The 15,764-nt window shown below is 37.7% G+C and carries 16 protein-coding genes; 12 read left to right on the top strand and 4 right to left on the bottom strand.

The genetic code is table 11. The features are described from left to right. Positions 1–29 precede the first annotated feature (29 nt). Positions 30–1,874, bottom strand: a complete 1,845-nt coding sequence (locus ACF3OC_RS19655) for an ABC-F family ATP-binding cassette domain-containing protein (protein ID WP_094281156.1) — start codon at positions 1,872–1,874, stop codon at positions 30–32. Positions 1,875–1,974: 100 nt separating this feature from the next. Then, positions 1,975–2,361, bottom strand: a complete 387-nt coding sequence (gene apaG, locus ACF3OC_RS19650) for a Co2+/Mg2+ efflux protein ApaG (RefSeq protein ID WP_094258684.1) — start codon at positions 2,359–2,361, stop codon at positions 1,975–1,977. A 227-nt stretch (positions 2,362–2,588) separates the two neighbouring features. Between apaG and ACF3OC_RS19645 the strand changes: the two genes are divergently transcribed. The 11 genes from ACF3OC_RS19645 to ACF3OC_RS19595 all read left to right on the top strand — a co-directional run bounded on the left by ACF3OC_RS19645 (position 2,589) and on the right by ACF3OC_RS19595 (position 13,216). Further along, complete coding sequence (locus ACF3OC_RS19645) at positions 2,589–3,302, top strand: SAM-dependent methyltransferase (protein WP_094281154.1); 714 nt, start codon at positions 2,589–2,591, stop codon at positions 3,300–3,302. A 19-nt stretch (positions 3,303–3,321) separates the two neighbouring features. Then, positions 3,322–4,071 carry an alpha/beta hydrolase gene (locus tag ACF3OC_RS19640; protein ID WP_094281152.1) on the top strand — a complete coding sequence of 250 codons (750 nt, stop codon included), beginning with the start codon at positions 3,322–3,324 and terminating at the stop codon, positions 4,069–4,071. After that, positions 4,072–4,557: a hypothetical protein gene (locus tag ACF3OC_RS19635; RefSeq protein ID WP_094258687.1), complete on the top strand. Its 486-nt coding sequence runs from the start codon at positions 4,072–4,074 to the stop codon at positions 4,555–4,557. It abuts the gene before it with no gap. Beyond that, the gene (locus tag ACF3OC_RS19630; protein ID WP_094281150.1) at positions 4,547–5,644 is read left to right on the top strand and encodes a Nif3-like dinuclear metal center hexameric protein; all 1,098 of its coding nucleotides are present in this window, start codon (positions 4,547–4,549) and stop codon (positions 5,642–5,644) included. The genes ACF3OC_RS19635 and ACF3OC_RS19630 overlap by 11 nt, the downstream gene beginning before the upstream one ends. After that, a complete protein-coding gene (locus ACF3OC_RS19625) occupies positions 5,644–6,381 on the top strand; it encodes a zinc ribbon domain-containing protein (RefSeq protein ID WP_094258689.1) in 738 nt (245 codons plus the stop codon). Before ACF3OC_RS19630 ends, ACF3OC_RS19625 begins: the two co-directional genes overlap by 1 nt. A gap of 146 nt (positions 6,382–6,527) precedes the next feature. Further along, positions 6,528–9,821, top strand: coding sequence for a S41 family peptidase (locus ACF3OC_RS19620; protein WP_094281148.1), 3,294 nt, complete (start codon positions 6,528–6,530; stop codon positions 9,819–9,821). Between the two features lie 72 nt (positions 9,822–9,893). Then, entirely contained in the window at positions 9,894–10,607 is a 714-nt protein-coding gene (locus ACF3OC_RS19615) for a DsbA family oxidoreductase (protein WP_094281146.1), read from the top strand. Positions 10,608–10,653: 46 nt separating this feature from the next. Then, complete coding sequence (locus ACF3OC_RS19610) at positions 10,654–11,556, top strand: CPBP family intramembrane glutamic endopeptidase (protein WP_179221494.1); 903 nt, start codon at positions 10,654–10,656, stop codon at positions 11,554–11,556. Beyond that, the gene (locus ACF3OC_RS19605; protein ID WP_094258436.1) at positions 11,537–11,749 is read left to right on the top strand and encodes a putative signal transducing protein; all 213 of its coding nucleotides are present in this window, start codon (positions 11,537–11,539) and stop codon (positions 11,747–11,749) included. The genes ACF3OC_RS19610 and ACF3OC_RS19605 overlap by 20 nt, the downstream gene beginning before the upstream one ends. After that, positions 11,750–12,547 carry a phosphatidate cytidylyltransferase gene (locus tag ACF3OC_RS19600; protein WP_094281142.1) on the top strand — a complete coding sequence of 266 codons (798 nt, stop codon included), beginning with the start codon at positions 11,750–11,752 and terminating at the stop codon, positions 12,545–12,547. A gap of 6 nt (positions 12,548–12,553) precedes the next feature. Continuing rightward, a complete protein-coding gene (locus ACF3OC_RS19595; RefSeq protein WP_094281140.1) occupies positions 12,554–13,216 on the top strand; it encodes a DUF2461 domain-containing protein in 663 nt (220 codons plus the stop codon). Here the strand turns inward: ACF3OC_RS19595 and ACF3OC_RS19590 are convergent. Next, entirely contained in the window at positions 13,210–14,403 is a 1,194-nt protein-coding gene (locus tag ACF3OC_RS19590; RefSeq protein ID WP_392470592.1) for an anhydro-N-acetylmuramic acid kinase, read from the bottom strand. The two genes, ACF3OC_RS19595 and ACF3OC_RS19590, sit on opposite strands and share 7 nt — an antisense overlap. Positions 14,404–14,477: 74 nt before the next feature. Here ACF3OC_RS19590 and gcvH point away from each other — a divergent pair, with 74 nt between their 5' ends. Continuing rightward, positions 14,478–14,858, top strand: a complete 381-nt coding sequence (gcvH, locus tag ACF3OC_RS19585; protein ID WP_094258432.1) for a glycine cleavage system protein GcvH — start codon at positions 14,478–14,480, stop codon at positions 14,856–14,858. A gap of 70 nt (positions 14,859–14,928) precedes the next feature. Here gcvH and ACF3OC_RS19580 read toward each other — a convergent pair whose 3' ends face one another. Beyond that, entirely contained in the window at positions 14,929–15,657 is a 729-nt protein-coding gene (locus tag ACF3OC_RS19580) for a DUF6263 family protein (RefSeq protein ID WP_094281136.1), read from the bottom strand. Between the last annotated feature and the right edge of the window lie 107 nt (positions 15,658–15,764).

The following is a 15,764-nucleotide window of genomic DNA, read 5'->3' as shown; positions in this document are numbered from 1 at the left end:
TGATAAGAAATCTAGTTTCACGTGGAACGCTATATAAACTCTGCTAGTTCCATCCATCTCTCGGTCTTCTCGTCGAGAGTGGTTTTTGTTAATTCGATCTCCTCGGCGATCTTTTGAAGCGCCACGTGATCCGTTGTTTGAGATAGCTCTTCCGTTAAGTTGCTTACCTTGTTTTCTAAAGTTTCAATATCACTTTCCAAGCCCTCGAACTCCTTCTGCTCCTTGAAACTTAATTTCTGTTTCTTCTCTTGGACCTTCGGTTTCTCTACCTTTTTCTCCGGCTTCTTGATTAAAGCTTCCTGCTCCAATTTGTAGTCCGCATAGTTCCCGTTATAGATGACAATCTCTCCGTCACCCGGAAAGATAAATAGTTGTTCCGTCAACTTGTCTATTAGATAACGGTCGTGGGAAACAAGAACCAAAACCCCTGGGTAGTTTTCTAAGAATTCCTCCAAGACATTTAACGTGTCGATGTCCAAATCATTGGATGGCTCATCGAGAATCAAGAAGTTCGGATTCGCCATTAAGACACGCATCAGTTGGAGACGCTTTTTCTCACCTCCGCTTAGTTTGCTGACAAAGCCAAATTGCTTCTCAGGAGGGAAGAGGAACTTCGTTAATAGTTGAGAAGCCGTAATCACTTCTCCATTTTTCATCTCAATAAAATCAGCAACATTCTTCACGATATCCAATACCCGCTCATCCGATTTGAAGGATAAACCTTCTTGTTTGTAATAGCCATATTTGGTGGTTTCACCAATGGATATATTACCCTCCGTAGGCTGTATATTTCCTGTGATCAAATTTAAGAATGTGGTCTTGCCACTACCGTTCTTTCCAGCTAACCCAATACGATCGGCCTTCTTGAAAGTGTAACTGAAAGGGGAGAGGATATGCTTGTTCGGAACAGAAAATCCTGCAGCTTCAATCTCTAGAATTTTATTACCCTGTCTTGAAACTTGCATGCTCAATTCTACCTGCTCCTTCTTTCTCGGACCCTTGGATTTCTCCTCTAAGTCATAGAAAGATTCGATCCTCGCTTTAGCCTTGGTACCTCGAGCTTGTGGCTGCCTCCGCATCCAATCCAATTCCTTCCGCCAAAGATTTCGAGCCTTGTCCGCAGCTAAAATATCGTTCGCCTCACGCTCCGCTTTCTTCTCTAAAAAATAAGCGTAATTTCCTTTATATAGAAAAACCTGACCCTTGTCAAGCTCCCTGATCTCCGTACATATATTGTCTAAAAAGTACCGGTCGTGCGATACCAAAAGGACTGTTTTATTTCCTGTCGTCAATAGCTTCTCCAACCATTCAATGGTCTCAATATCCAAGTGGTTTGTCGGCTCATCCAGGATGTAAATATCAGGCTCATCGATCAACAACTTCGCCAATGCTAAACGCTTCTTCTGACCACCACTTAGTGAATCAATACGCTGCTCAAAATTGCTGATCTGGAAACGACTCAGGATAGTCTTAATGTTATTTTCGTATTCCCAAGCATTTAAGGCTGTCAATTTTTCCGTAACTTCTAAAAACTTTTTAGATGTAACATCCTCATTTTCAATTAATTCCTCGTATTCTTTAATTAATTGTTGCTGCTCGTTGTCCGCAGAGAAAATAAAATCATTGATGGTCTTTAAATCCGAGAAATCCGGATCCTGGGCAAGGTAGCCAATGCGTAATCCCTTTTCCTTCACAACTTTACCCTTGCTAGGAATAACAATCTCCGCTAAGATTTTTAATAATGTTGATTTACCTGTTCCGTTAATACCAACTAATGCTACGCGATCCCCCTTCTGTAAGGCAAAATGAAGATCGGTAAAAAGCCACCTATCATTGTAGGAATGGCTAACTTGTTCTGTGCTTAAAATACTCACCTGATGTGTTGACGTAATTATCCAAGCACAAAATTATTAAATATTTGTTAGTACTTAACTTTTAATCTGAAAAGTATACAGTATATTGACTGAAGCTATATTAGTTCATGCGATAGTTTGCAATAAGATTGAATCGCGGGATATGAACATGAAAGATAGAATTATCCATTTCACGAATCATTTCGTAATAGCCTTCCATAAAACCTATATCGCTTTTTAAATTGCAACCCGACACATATTGATGCATCTCTCCCGGTGCAAGAACTGGCTGCTCGCCAACCACTCCGTCTCCATCAACCTGTTTTGTAAGACCAATTGAATCGTAAATATTCCAATGACGACGCACCAATTGAACCGTATACTCACTCAGATTCTCAATCGTAATCCGATAAGCAAACATGAAATGCTCGTTCTCCGGATTTGAGTATTCTGATTGATATGTCGATTCAACCGAAATTTTAACCCCTGATGTTGTTTGTGTTGTCATAGTCAACCAAATATATATATTCTCATCATTTAGACAAAAATATCCTGATTATGAACTACCTAATTTACAATTATTAGACAAAAAATAATCATAAGTGTTTGACTTAAAGTAACAAACAAAAATTTACTTATCAAATTAGAATGAAAAATTTAACTTTTTGTAAAACTTAAATAAACACAAATCCTCCAATTCTGTATATTTAAAGAGCAAATGATTAGGTTTGTACCATGGCAAAAGGCAATTTATTTCTTCTACCTGTTCCCTTAGCTGAACATGCTGAAAAAGCTTCTTATACCCTGTTACACCTCGATATTATTAATAATATCAAAGAATATGTCGTCGAAAATGAAAAAACAGCACGCAAATTCTTGAAGGAAGCAGGACTCAAAATACCGCAAAGTGAATTGATTATTCATGACTACGGAAAACATAGCCGTGAAAAGATCAATTATAACAACGTATTTAAAGCTGTAGAACAAGGTTCAGATATTGGATTGATGTCCGAGGCTGGTTGCCCAGGTGTAGCAGATCCCGGAGCCGATGTTGTATATGAAGCTCATAAAAGAGGTATTAAAGTAATTCCACTCGTTGGACCTAGCTCCATCTTATTAGGCCTAATGGCCTCTGGTTTTAATGGTCAGAATTTTAGCTTTAAAGGCTACCTGCCTATTGATAAGGCGGATAGAACGCGTTCCATTAAAGAATTAGAGCATATCAGCCAAAAGGAAAAAAGCACACAAATATTTATTGAAACCCCTTTTCGAAACAACCAGATGCTTGCTGAATTATTGAAATCCTGCAAACCGCAGACAAAATTATGTGTCGCTTGCAATGTCACGGCAGCTGATGAATACATCCGAACTCAAACCATTGAAGAGTGGAAAAAAACTACAATCGATTTGCATAAGAAGCCCTGTATATTTTTATTATTTGCCTCATAAAATTGTATTTTTATAGCTCATGAGAAAATTTATCGTTATATCCCTCTTTTTCCTATGCCTTCCTTTCTTATCTCTAAAGGCGCAACAACCAACTTATGTATTGGTGCATGGTGCATGGGGTGGATCCTGGCAGTTTAAGAAAACCGCCGAAGGTCTTGAGAAATTAGGAGCTAAGGTATATCGCGTAAATTTAACAGGTCTGGGCGAAAGATATCATCTGGCATCCCCTGATGTCAACCTAACAACACATATCAAGGATGTAATTAATACTATTTTATTTGAAAGGTTGGATTCCGTTATATTAATGGGACACAGTTATGGCGGAATGGTCATTACTGGGGTGGCTGATAGTATCCCTGAGAAAATTAAAAAAGTAATTTATTTGGACGCCTTCGTTCCTGAAGATGGTGAAAGCGTCGCAAGGTATATAGGTGACAATCCAAATTCGGATTTATTAAGTAGTAAGGATGATGTTTATGTTTATCCAACCTGGGTGAAGGACACAACTGCATTTCCGCGGGATGTTCCACATCCTTTGGCTTCCATTAAGGAACCTATTCACCTGAAGAATACCCTAAGATTAAAAATCCCAACAACTTATATTTTGACCTATGAGAAATCACAAGGCGGAATAGAGAAAGATCCTTTTTATTTCTTTTCAACGCGCGCGAAGAAATATCATTGGAAGCTGATAGAAATGGAAGCGGATCATAACCCTCAAATCAAGAAATTAGACGAATTGCTGACCATTTTAAACAATGAAAAATAGATGAACGACGTACTTTCTCCCGAACTGACTGCAGAAATCGAAAGAATAAGTATTTTTTTCGTTGTCGTTATCCTTATTATTTGGGCTCTTTTTGCCAATACGGTCAGAAATACCTTAAAATTAATTTCTAAAGAAAACCAATGTATTCTGCCGAATCAAGCCTGGTTTCTGGTAGTTCCATTTTTTAATATTTATTGGAATTTTGAAGTTGCAAGGAGGCTATCCTATTCCCTGAATAATGAATTCTTTGATCGTAAGATTGCGGTTGAAGAGAACCCTTCCTTGGGCGCTGGTATGACTTATGCTTGGTCTTTTTTAGTATATAATTTTCCATTTCCATTATTCTGGCGAATACTGGGTATGATAGTCAGTTTTGTGTATTTTATTACTTACTGGTTTAAAATCAATCAATACCGCGTGCTATTGCTAGAACATAATAAATGGCTGGAAGCAGAAGCGGAAAAAAATAAAAGCAATGAAAATTAGAGAGATTGTCGAACACTTGGAGGAATTAGCTCCATTAAATTATCAAGAAAGCTACGATAACTCAGGACTGATTGTGGGAGACCCACAGCAAGAAGTATACAAGGCTTTAATTTCATTAGATTGTACGGAAGAGGTTGTAGATGATGCGATTGCCAAAGGCTGTAATTTGATAATTTCTCATCATCCTATTGTTTTTTCAGGTCTGAAGAAATTCACAGGCAGGAATTATGTTGAACGGGTGGTCATTAAGGCAATTAAAAATAACATTGCTCTATATGCCATTCATACAAATTTGGATAATGTCTTAGGCGGAGTAAGTTCAAAAATGGCAGACAAACTAGGTCTTGAAAACCAGGCTATTTTGCGTCCAAAGGCAGGTTTATTAAAGAAATTGGTAGTATATGTTCCAAGAACACATGTGGAAGAGGTTAGACAGGCAATGTTTGACGCTGGAGCAGGAGCGATTGGCGATTATGATCAATGTAGTTATAACACCGCCGGATATGGAACTTTCCGTCCATTAGATGGAGCAAATCCTGCAATAGGAGAGGTTGGTAATCAAGAGCGGGTGGAGGAAACCAAAATTGAAGTAATTTACCCGGCTCAAGCTGAACGAAAAATATTGGTTGCTATGTTTTCTGCACACCCTTATGAAGAGGTTGCACACCAAATCGTTGGCATTGACAATTCTTTTTCTTATGTTGGGTCTGGAGTTATCGGTAATTTGGAAGAGCCTATGGAAGAGTCTGAGTTTTTGGCATATTTAAAAGAAAAGATGAATCTAAATGTGATACGTCATACCAAAACATTGGGCAAGAAAATCTCAAGAGTCGCTGTTTGTGGCGGCGCAGGAGGTTTTTTGCTGGGCGACGCGAAACGTTCAGGTGCAGATATCTTTATTACGGCGGACTATAAATATCATGAGTTTTTCGATGCCGAAGGACAAATAATCATTGCGGATATCGGACATTTTGAAAGTGAGCAATTTACACAAGAATTATTGTTAGATATAATTCAGAAAAAATTTGCTAACTTTGCTGTCCTATTGACGGAAATAGACACAAATCCAATAAAATACTACAGTTAATGGAACAAACCGTAGAACAAAAACTAAAAGCTTTATGGGCGTGGCAATCAATCGAAACACAGATTGATAAAATTCGCCAAGTGCGTGGAGAACTACCTATTGAGGTAGCAGACCTGGAAGATGAGATTGCAGGTTTAGATACACGTATCGAGAAAATTCGTAATGAGCTAGACGAATTAGAAGATTCTATTGTGAAGCGCAAAAACATGATCAAAGATGCGCAAGCAGCAATCAAAAAATACGAAACACAATTAAATGAAGTTAAAAATAACCGTGAATATGATGCAATTTCTAAAGAAATTGAAATTCAAGGGTTAGAAATTCAAGTGTGTGAAAAACGTATTCGCGAAGCTGAATTCGAAATCAAAAATAAAACTGAAGCTTATGATGCGACAGCGAAAAACGTAGATTTCAGCAAAGGTGAGTTGGATGCTAAAAAACAAGAATTGGAAACAATTACGTCCGAAACTCAAAAAGACGAAGATAAATTAGTTACTGAGGTAGAAAAAGCCGAGAAAAATATCGATGATCGCCTTCTAAAAGTAATTAAGAAATTGCGTAAATCATTCCGCAACGGATTGGCAGTGGTGTCAATTGAACGTGATAGCTGTTCTGGTTGTCACAACAAAATACCACCTCAATTGCAATCTGAAATTCGCCAAAGAAAGAAAATTATCATCTGTGAACACTGTGGTAGAATCTTGGTGGATGAGGAAATCGCATCTGAAGAAGCATAGTCTTATTTAAAAGATATGGAACGCCAGCACATTGTGCTGGCGTTTTTTGTTTCTATTATTATTGTAATTTTTATGTATCAACCTCTTAACCTTTATTTATTTTCCTATTAATTCCTATTTTTATCCAAACTCACCAATTAAATTATATGCTGAAAAATATTTTTACCATCCTTGCACTCGCTACCAGTCAATTAAGTTTTGCGCAGAGCAATGGAGAAACCCTATTATTACGCAATCCCAGTATCAGTCAAAATCATATCAGCTTTGTATATGGCGGTGATATCTGGATCGCAGATAAAAATGGACAAAACCCAAGAAGATTAACCGTCAACCCTGCTGTTGAACAGAACCCGATCTTTTCACCCGATGGCTCCAAAATAGCCTTTACAGGAAATTATGACGGGAATACCGATGTATATGTGATCTCAACTCAAGGCGGTGAACCAAAAAGGGTTACTTCCCACCCATCAGCAGATGTGGTTCGTGGATGGCTATCTAATGATGAATTATATTTTACAACCCAACGGGAACTGAATTATTCCCTTGGTTCTAGGTTATATAAAACCAAGATCAATGGATCTGTGGATTACCCTTTAGTAATGCCTGAGGCAAACCAAGGATCCCCATCACCAGATGGCAGATATTGGGCCTATATCAAAAACGGCGACCCTACTGAACGGGATAGAGTCGCTTTCAAAAGATACAGAGGTGGCGGTATGCCTTCCATTTGGATTTTTGATTCTCAAACCCATGATGTGCAAGTCGTTCCTGGGGAGAAATGTAATGATGTTAAACCAATCTGGTTAGGCGATAAGGTCTATTTTCTTTCGGATAGAGATAAGATTGTAAATGTTTATAGCTATGATGTTAAATCCAAACAGGTTGATAAGCTTACAAATTTTAGTGATTATGATGTCCGGACTTTACAGGGACAAGGGAATGAGCTAGTCTTTGAACAAGCGGGAAAACTTCACCTGTTGAATACTTCAAACAAGACCAGCAAGCCTATTGCTGTAAATATTCAAGCAGATGCCATCTCTAAAAGAGGACATTATGTGGACATGAAAGATGATATTCGCAGTTTTGAAATATCTTCCACGGGTCAACGTGCATTATTTGAATCCCGTGGTGAAATTTTTACGGTGCCTAAGGAAAAAGGAGATGCCCGTAATATTTCCAATTCTCCAGGTTCTCATGAAAAATATCCTGCATGGTCGGCAAACGGAAAATGGATCTCTTATATTTCCGATAAAAACGGCAAATATGAACTTGTATTAAGAGACCAAAAAGGTATGGATGAACCAACATACATAAGCTTGGGAACGTCCAACTTTTATTTTCAACCAACTTGGTCCCCAGATAGCAAAAAGCTTTTCTATACAGACTCTCACTTGAACCTGTATTATGTAGAAGCAGATTCCAAAAAAATCAACAAAGTGGCAGATGATTATTTAGGATCACATACAGGTCGTAATTATAATTATTTCCAATCCAGCTGGTCCCCGGATTCTAAATGGATTGCCTATCTGAAAACTTTAAATAACGGTCAAAATGCCGTTTTTATGTATAATCTGGACAGCAAAAAGTCCCATCAGATAACGGATGGTATGAGTGCTGTTTCCCAACCTACATTTACAAGAGATGGCAAATATTTGGTTTTCTCCGCTAGTACAAACGTAGGATTAACCAATTCCGGTCTACATATGACGGCTTATGATCGGGATACTGAATTTTCTCCTTATGCCTTTATTCTTTCAAGTGAATCTCCTTCCATCTTCAAAAATGAAAGCGATGAAGAAACAGTAAAATCAGAAGAATCCAAAGAAGACAAGGACAAAGACGAGAAGAAAGACAATAAAAAAGGTAAGAAAGACGATAAAAAATCAGATTCTAAAGAAGATAAACCGAAAGAGGAGATCAAGCCTATCAAAGTTGATTTTGATCAGATAAATAATCGAATTATTGCTTTATCTATCCCTAAGGGTTCCCATAGTTTCGATGGTTCAGTAGAGAATATGTTGATCTATAAGCGTGGAAGTAATATTTATGCGTATGACTTGAACAAACTGGAGGAGAAAGTTATTGTTGAAAATGCCGGCAGCTTCAGCATTAGTAGTGATGGTAAACAGATGATTTACAGTAATAAAGATGGTTATTATATTGTTGCTGCTGGACAAAAACCTGCAGGTGATACCGGAAAGCTGAAATTAGATAATATCAAACTAAGGGTTGAACCAGAAGAAGAATGGAAACAAATCTACAATGAAGTTTGGGCGATGCAAAAGGATTTCTTTTATGTAGAAAATATGCATGGTGCAAATTGGGAGGCTGTTAAAAAGAAATATGAGAAGTTCTTGCCTTATGTGAATCACCGTTCTGATTTAAGTTATCTATTGAATGAGATGCTTGGTGAGTTGGTGGTAGGGCATAGTTATATCTACCCTGGAGATGAGCCTTCAGCTCCCTCCGTAAGCTCTGGCGTATTAGGCGCGGACTTCGAAATCGAAAACAATCGTTATAGAATTAAAAAGATCTATAACCGAATGGATTGGAACCCGACCTTTAAGGCTCCATTGGCGGAACCTGGACTTGGTGTAAAAGAAGGTTGGTATATTCTGGCCGTTAATGGCCAAGAATTAACTGCCGATACAGATATCTATAGTTTGTTTGATTTTACAGTAGATAAGCAAATTGGTTTAAAGGTAAACGATAAACCAACCCTAAATGGAGCAAAGGATATTACAGTGAAGCCAATTTCCTTTGGAAATGAAGTCGCGTTAAGACGTCAATATTGGGTTGAAAATAACCGAAAAAAGGTGGACTCACTAAGTAATGGTCAAATTGCCTACGTATATATGCCGAATACAGGAAGAGAAGGGTATGTCTCTTTCAACAGATATTACTTCTCACAAATGGATAAAAAGGCTTTATTGTTGGATGAGCGTAATAACGGAGGCGGCTCAGTTGCCGATTATGTGATTGATTTATTGTCTAGGGAACTTATCTCAGGTTGGGGAATTCGTGATGGGAAAAGCTTTACTACGCCTGGAAACGGAATTTTCGGACCAAAAGCCATGATCATCAATGAATTTGCTGGTTCTGGAGGAGATATGATGCCTTATATGTTCCGCTTTAAGGGACTTGGGAAGCTTGTGGGCAGAACTACAATGGGAATTCTAGTTGGTATTTCTGGGTATCCGCAATTATTGGATGGAGGAATGGTAACAGCACCTAACTTCGGTGTATTTGACCTGAATGGTAATTATATTATTGAAAACGAAGGTGTAGCTCCAGACGTGTTTGTCGAACAGACGCCGAAGGAATTACTTCAAGGAAAAGATCCTCAACTGGAGAAAACAGTTCAGATCCTTCTCGATGAAATGAAAACCTACCCTTACAAAGAACTTAAAAAACCAGCGGATCCAATCCGGGTTAATTAAAAATAAAATGAAAGCCAAGGGGGAACTCTTGGCTTTCGTTCTTTTTACTAATTTAAAAGAGTATTTTTGAAAATGTTAATAGAAATCTGGTCCGATATTATGTGTCCTTTCTGTTATATCGGAAAGCAACACTTTGACAAAGCGCTTAATTCTGTAAGCTTTAAAAATGAAATTGAAGTTCAATACAAGAGCTATCAATTAGACCCTAATTACCACCATGAAGCTGGGGATACTACCTACAGTTACTTGAGTCGTTCCAAAGGAATGCCGATGGAGCAGGTGAAAGAGATGACCGGCAATGTAGAGCAAATGGGTAAAAATGCAGGGATAACCATTGATTTCAGTACGAATATTCCAGCAAATACATTCAAATCTCATGAACTGATTCATTTTGCAGCATCTTTGGATAAAGGAGCGGAAATGAAGGAAAGACTTTTCAAAGCACACTTCGCTGAAGGACTGAATATTGAAAATAACGAGGTATTATTGAAGCTGGCTTCTGATGTTGGTTTTTCCGAAGAGGATGCTGCAGCAGCGATTGACAGTGATAAATATGCTTATGAGGTGAAACAAGATTTAGCTGAAGCTCAGCAAATCGGTATTCGTGGTGTTCCGTTCTTCTTGTTCAACCGTAAATATGCTGTTTCTGGCGCACAACCCGTTGATGTTTTTGTCGAAGTACTCGAAAAAAGTTTCGCAGAATGGAAAGAAAGTAACCCCAATATAACCTTCTTAAATGGTGATAGCTCAGCACCAAGCTGTAATGATGATAGTTGTAGTATCTAATATTAAGAATACCTAAATGTTTGAACCTAAAAAAAATTCAGCGTGGATGTCATTAATGATCCTTTTGGGATTAACCTTTGCCTGCGCATTTACCATTCAATTGGTCCTGATAGTAGGTATAAGTTTGAGTACTGAGGGTTTAGTGAGTTTACTGAATTCAGACCAGTCCATCATTAATCCAGACAACAACCCTTATCTTCTTTATTTGCTTTTAGGGGTAAGCAGCCTTTCAACCTTTTTGTTGCCATCACTTTTGCTTCAAAAAGTTGAAACAAAGCAATTTCAATATTTCCCAACAGAACAATTTCAGCTGAAAAACTACTTGGTTCTTATATTCCTGTTCTTATTGGTTAGTAATCCTGCAATGACTGTGATCAGTGAATGGAATATGAGCCTTAAACTGCCTGAATTCTTAAAGAGTTTAGAAAATTGGATGCGAACCCAGGAAGACCAAATGGCAGAATTGACCGAAAGATTGGTAATGGTAGATCGTATCGATCTGTTGATGATGAACCTATTGGTCATGGCCGTTATTCCTGCAATCGTGGAAGAATTTTATTTCAGAGGGTCTTTACAGAATATCTTACAACGCCTCTTTAAGAACATCCATGTGGCAATATGGGTTACAGCCATTATCTTCTCCGCTATTCATGTGCAGTTCTATGGTTTCTTTCCAAGAATGATTCTGGGATTAATATTTGGATATTCCTTGTTATGGTCAAAAAATATATGGGTTCCTGTATTTGGTCATTTTTTGAATAATGCCTCGGTAACCATAATTGCCTATGTCTACGCAAAAGATGGAAAATCATTTATTGACATGCAAAATGATGAACCCTATAGTGTGTCTATATATATAATTAGCTTTGTCGCAAGTATTGCCATTGCCTTTTATTGTTATAAGATTTCAACTCAAAAATCTATTTCAAATGAACTCAAACTGGACTAAATTAAAAGTTTACAATCAAGCTTATGAAGCTGAAATTGTAAAAAATATGCTTATTGAAAACAATATTCCCGCAGTAGTATTAAATAAAAAGGATTCATCCTATTTATTTGGTGTCGTGGAATTGTATGTAGAGAATGAAAATTCGGAAAAAGCCACTGAATTGATGGGGTCTTTTGGTGAAGAAGAGGAATAAATGAAAACAAGAGCTATTACTGGGTTTTTCTTTGTAGTTGCATTGGTATGTGCTACTATTTTTAATCAATATGTATTTACGGTTTTCTTTGCTTTGATAGGCATTCTCTCAGCTAAGGAATTCTTTAGTATTTGTAGTAAAGATGGTATCAAGCCCTTGAATGGCCTTGGAACACTAACTGCTACCGTGTTGGCGGCTTTATCTGCTGGGTACTTTTTAGGTCTGTTAGAATTGAAATACTTACTGCTATCCATTCCGTTTTTCTCGCTACTTTTTATTTCTTCACTGTATTTGAAACGAGAAAAACCATTCCATGATATTGCCTATACAGTATTGGGGATTTGGTATGCCACTATTCCATTCTTGTTTTTCATTGGCTTAGGATTTATTCAGGGAAGCTTTAACCCCTATATTCCTATGGGTTTCCTCATTATCCTTTGGTCAAATGACACAGGAGCTTACTTGTCTGGTAAGGCTATGGGTAGGACAAAGCTGTTTGAAAGAATTTCACCAAATAAAACCTGGGAAGGATTTATTGGAGGAGTAATCCTTGCCATGGCTGTGGCTTTTAGTTTAGAACATTTTTTCGGCTCTCTAAGCAAAGTTCAATGGATTAGTATCGCAGCGGTGATTGGTATATTTGGAACGTTGGGAGACTTGGTAGAATCCATGCTGAAAAGAAGCTTAGGAATCAAAGACTCAGGACAAATTCTGCCTGGTCATGGTGGTTTCTTGGACCGTTTTGATGGCTTATTAATTGCTGCTCCACTTGTGTATGTTTTGCTAACATTATTATAATTACCCATGAAAATAGAAAAAGCAACCTTTGACTTTCTAAATAACCTGAAAGAGAATAATAATAGAGAATGGTTCCAGGAGCATAAAGCAGCGTACGAAGCGGCTCTGAAAAATGTAACTGAATTTATTGAAGGAATTATTATTAAACTTTCAGAATTAGATCCTCATATCAATCAAGAGATCTCAGCCAAGAAATGTTTGTTTCGTATTTACAGGGATGTTCGCTTTTCAAAAAACAAGGATCCTTATAAAACATGGTTTGCTGCCGGTATTTCGGTAGATGGTCGCAAATTAGCAGGTCCTGAATATTATATCCATATTCAACCGGATGGCACTTTTATCGCTGTAGGTTATTGGAGGCCAGAAAAACATCATTTGGACGCTATCCGACAAGAAATCGATTATAACGCTGAAGAATTATTCAAATCCCTGGAAAAAGGAGGTTGGAAAGCTGAGGATTTATCCTCTGAAGATAAATTGCAGAGACCTCCGGCAGGATATGCGGCCGATAACGAATATATAGAGCTTTTAAAGCACCGAAGTTTCATTTTGTCAGCTAACCTTAGCAGAAAGCAAATGGAAGCCTCTAGCGCCTTAGAAACCGTTGTTGAGAAATATTCCAGCATGATTCCTTTTAAGGAGTTCATCCATCAAGCCTTGGATCAATAAGGAAGGCTTATTTTCCCCATACAAACAGCAGGAGAGTCCTTGATATGTTTAACCGACTGTGGGTTTCCTGCCAAGGTTTCATTCGCTAGAACAGCAAATAAACAAGCTTCTTTCGCATCTGGATTTAAGCCTAATTCATCAAAAGAGTCTACGCTATCCGGAAAAGCTTCTCTTAACTGCTCCATCAATAAAGGATTGTGCAACCCACCCCCGCTTACATAAATTTTGAAATTCGTAATCCCATCGGTTGCCCTCTGAATTCCGTTTATTATTGTCTTTGCTGAAAACGCATTCAAAGTCGCCATTGTATTTTCATGACTAAGGTCTTGAATGGATGCGATCTTAATTGCTCTTTGAAGGTATTCTAAATTGAATAACTCCGGCCCAGTCGTTTTCGGAAAATTCAAAATGAGGAATGGTTCTTTGAGTAATTCTTCAAGCAACAACTCATTAACCGTTCCCTTTGAGGCTACTTCAGCATCCTTGTCCATTTCTTTTTGAAAGTGTTTTTCCATGTATTGATTCATCATGGTATTTCCTGGGCCAAGATCCGTAGCATAGGCTTCCAATTCTGAACCTATTTGCGGTAAAAAGGTAAAGTTTGATATCCCGCCAATATTCAATAGGATTCGGTTCTCCTTTTCAGAACTGAATAGTAAATAGTCGCCATAGGCAGCCAATGGGGCGCCTTCCCCGCCAGCAGCTAAATGCTTTTGTCGAAAATCGGAAAGGCAGATGATTCCTGTTTTTACGGCAATATGATCTCCATCGCCTAATTGTAGAGTGCTATTTGGAAGAGAAAGGACCTGCGTCAATGATTGTGGCGCATGAAATACTGTCTGGCCATGACTGGCAATCGCATCGATCTGTTCTGGTCTTAATTCCCACTTCTTTAATGCCTTTAAGATTAATTCAGCATGTACCTCTGCAATATATGGATTGAGGCCACAGAGAATCTGTTGATCAACGGTTCTTTTTGCAAATATCTTACGGATCCAATTCCTGAATTCTGGCTGATAATCGAGGGTTTCAAATTCCAATAATTCAATTCTACTTGTATTACCATGACCATAAATTTTGCATAAGGCAATATCTAAGCCATCGAGTGAGGTACCGGACATTAATCCAATGATTAATCTATAATCTTTTTGAGCAATATCTGATAGTTTAGCGATTCCAGGATTCATAGGATAAAAATACAATAACTTTTGTATTCTCCTTTCTTAATCCTATTTTTGGGGGAAAAACAAATAGAAAAGACATGAATTTTCCTTCAGAATTAAAATACACCAAAGATCACGAATGGGTTCGTGTAGAAGGTGATGAAGCAGTTATTGGTATTACAGACTTCGCACAAAGAGAGTTAGGTGATATCGTGTTTGTTGATATCAACACAGTGGGTGATGAAGTTGCAGCTAATGAAGTGTTTGGTTCAGTAGAGGCGGTAAAAACTGTTTCTGATCTTTTTATGCCAGTTACTTCAACTGTATTGGCTGTAAATGACGCTATTGATGCTAATCCGGAATTAGTAAACTCTGACCCTTATGGTGAAGGATGGATTATCCGTGTTAAATTAAACAATGCTGCTGATGTTGACGGATTATTATCCGCTGACGATTATAAAGCTGAAGTTAACGCTTAGTCAAGCAATAAAGCATAAAAAAGCCCGATAACAATTATGTTATCGGGCTTTTTTATGCTTTATATTGCGCTTATTCAACTTTCATGATTACTTCAGAGGTGATTTTTTGACCTTCTACTTCCATATCCATTTTAACGGTAGCAGATTTGGTAAAAAATGTAGTAGGGTCAGCAATATAGGTGCTTACTACACTTCCAATTTTGGTTTCATCCTTGAACATGTCTGAAGTACTTTCAATTACATAACCTTCGGCAGTCTTTTCTACATATTTGTTTAAAGCCTTGGTCGTAATACCATTTGATGTTGCTTCAGTAGTCCAGGTATCACCTGGTTTTACAGGTTTATCAGGATAAGTTGCTGACATTTCAACGTTTCCAAATGGATTTTGTGCATTATCTACTCCCTCCATTTTAACAACTTTACCTGTTTCAGAGGTAATCATAGTAATTTTCTTTCCGATCAAACTCTCAAATTGAGCTCCCATCGCTGCTGCGGTCGGATCGTCTGATGGATTCTCAGAATCATAACTAATAGTCATCATACCCGCATCAATATCCATTTTAACGGCATCTGTGGTATTTTCAATTGTATAGTTGGGACTTTCGAATTTAGCGACATTGATTGTACTTTTAGTAGTCATATCCATGATCATACTCTGTGCACCTTCCATATCCATTTTCATTGTTGTAACCGCCTTTAAAGGTTTGTTTAAAGGAAGCTTCATTTTAAATTCAACCTGTTGAGCATTCGACGTGAATGCCGCAGATGAGAGTAAGAATAGGACTAATAATTTTTTCATTTTTTTAGATTTTGTTAACTAAAATACAAATTTTTTCAACAATGTAAAGTCTATCCAAAAATTATTGAAAACCCGTATAAATGGGTTAATTGATTTGTGCCTGAATG

Origin of the sequence: Sphingobacterium cellulitidis (assembly GCF_043187465.1) — a bacterium.
Classification (GTDB): domain Bacteria; phylum Bacteroidota; class Bacteroidia; order Sphingobacteriales; family Sphingobacteriaceae; genus Sphingobacterium; species Sphingobacterium cellulitidis.
Note: the sequence above shows the minus strand (reverse complement) of the source record. Positions and strands in the feature narration are given on the sequence as shown.

Excerpts from the sequence above, each read along its gene's own strand:
- apaG (WP_094258684.1), bottom strand. The coding sequence starts at position 2,361 with ATGACAACACAAACAACATCAGGGGTTAAAATTTCGGTTGAATCGACA.
- ACF3OC_RS19645 (WP_094281154.1), top strand. The coding sequence starts at position 2,589 with ATGGCAAAAGGCAATTTATTTCTTCTACCTGTTCCCTTAGCTGAACAT.
- ACF3OC_RS19640 (WP_094281152.1), top strand. The coding sequence starts at position 3,322 with ATGAGAAAATTTATCGTTATATCCCTCTTTTTCCTATGCCTTCCTTTC.
- ACF3OC_RS19635 (WP_094258687.1), top strand. The coding sequence starts at position 4,072 with ATGAACGACGTACTTTCTCCCGAACTGACTGCAGAAATCGAAAGAATA.
- ACF3OC_RS19630 (WP_094281150.1), top strand. The coding sequence starts at position 4,547 with ATGAAAATTAGAGAGATTGTCGAACACTTGGAGGAATTAGCTCCATTA.
- ACF3OC_RS19625 (WP_094258689.1), top strand. The coding sequence starts at position 5,644 with ATGGAACAAACCGTAGAACAAAAACTAAAAGCTTTATGGGCGTGGCAA.
- ACF3OC_RS19620 (WP_094281148.1), top strand. The coding sequence starts at position 6,528 with ATGCTGAAAAATATTTTTACCATCCTTGCACTCGCTACCAGTCAATTA.
- ACF3OC_RS19615 (WP_094281146.1), top strand. The coding sequence starts at position 9,894 with ATGTTAATAGAAATCTGGTCCGATATTATGTGTCCTTTCTGTTATATC.
- ACF3OC_RS19610 (WP_179221494.1), top strand. The coding sequence starts at position 10,654 with ATGTCATTAATGATCCTTTTGGGATTAACCTTTGCCTGCGCATTTACC.
- ACF3OC_RS19605 (WP_094258436.1), top strand. The coding sequence starts at position 11,537 with ATGAACTCAAACTGGACTAAATTAAAAGTTTACAATCAAGCTTATGAA.
- ACF3OC_RS19600 (WP_094281142.1), top strand. The coding sequence starts at position 11,750 with ATGAAAACAAGAGCTATTACTGGGTTTTTCTTTGTAGTTGCATTGGTA.
- ACF3OC_RS19595 (WP_094281140.1), top strand. The coding sequence starts at position 12,554 with ATGAAAATAGAAAAAGCAACCTTTGACTTTCTAAATAACCTGAAAGAG.
- ACF3OC_RS19590 (WP_392470592.1), bottom strand. The coding sequence starts at position 14,403 with ATGAATCCTGGAATCGCTAAACTATCAGATATTGCTCAAAAAGATTAT.
- gcvH (WP_094258432.1), top strand. The coding sequence starts at position 14,478 with ATGAATTTTCCTTCAGAATTAAAATACACCAAAGATCACGAATGGGTT.
- ACF3OC_RS19580 (WP_094281136.1), bottom strand. The coding sequence starts at position 15,657 with ATGAAAAAATTATTAGTCCTATTCTTACTCTCATCTGCGGCATTCACG.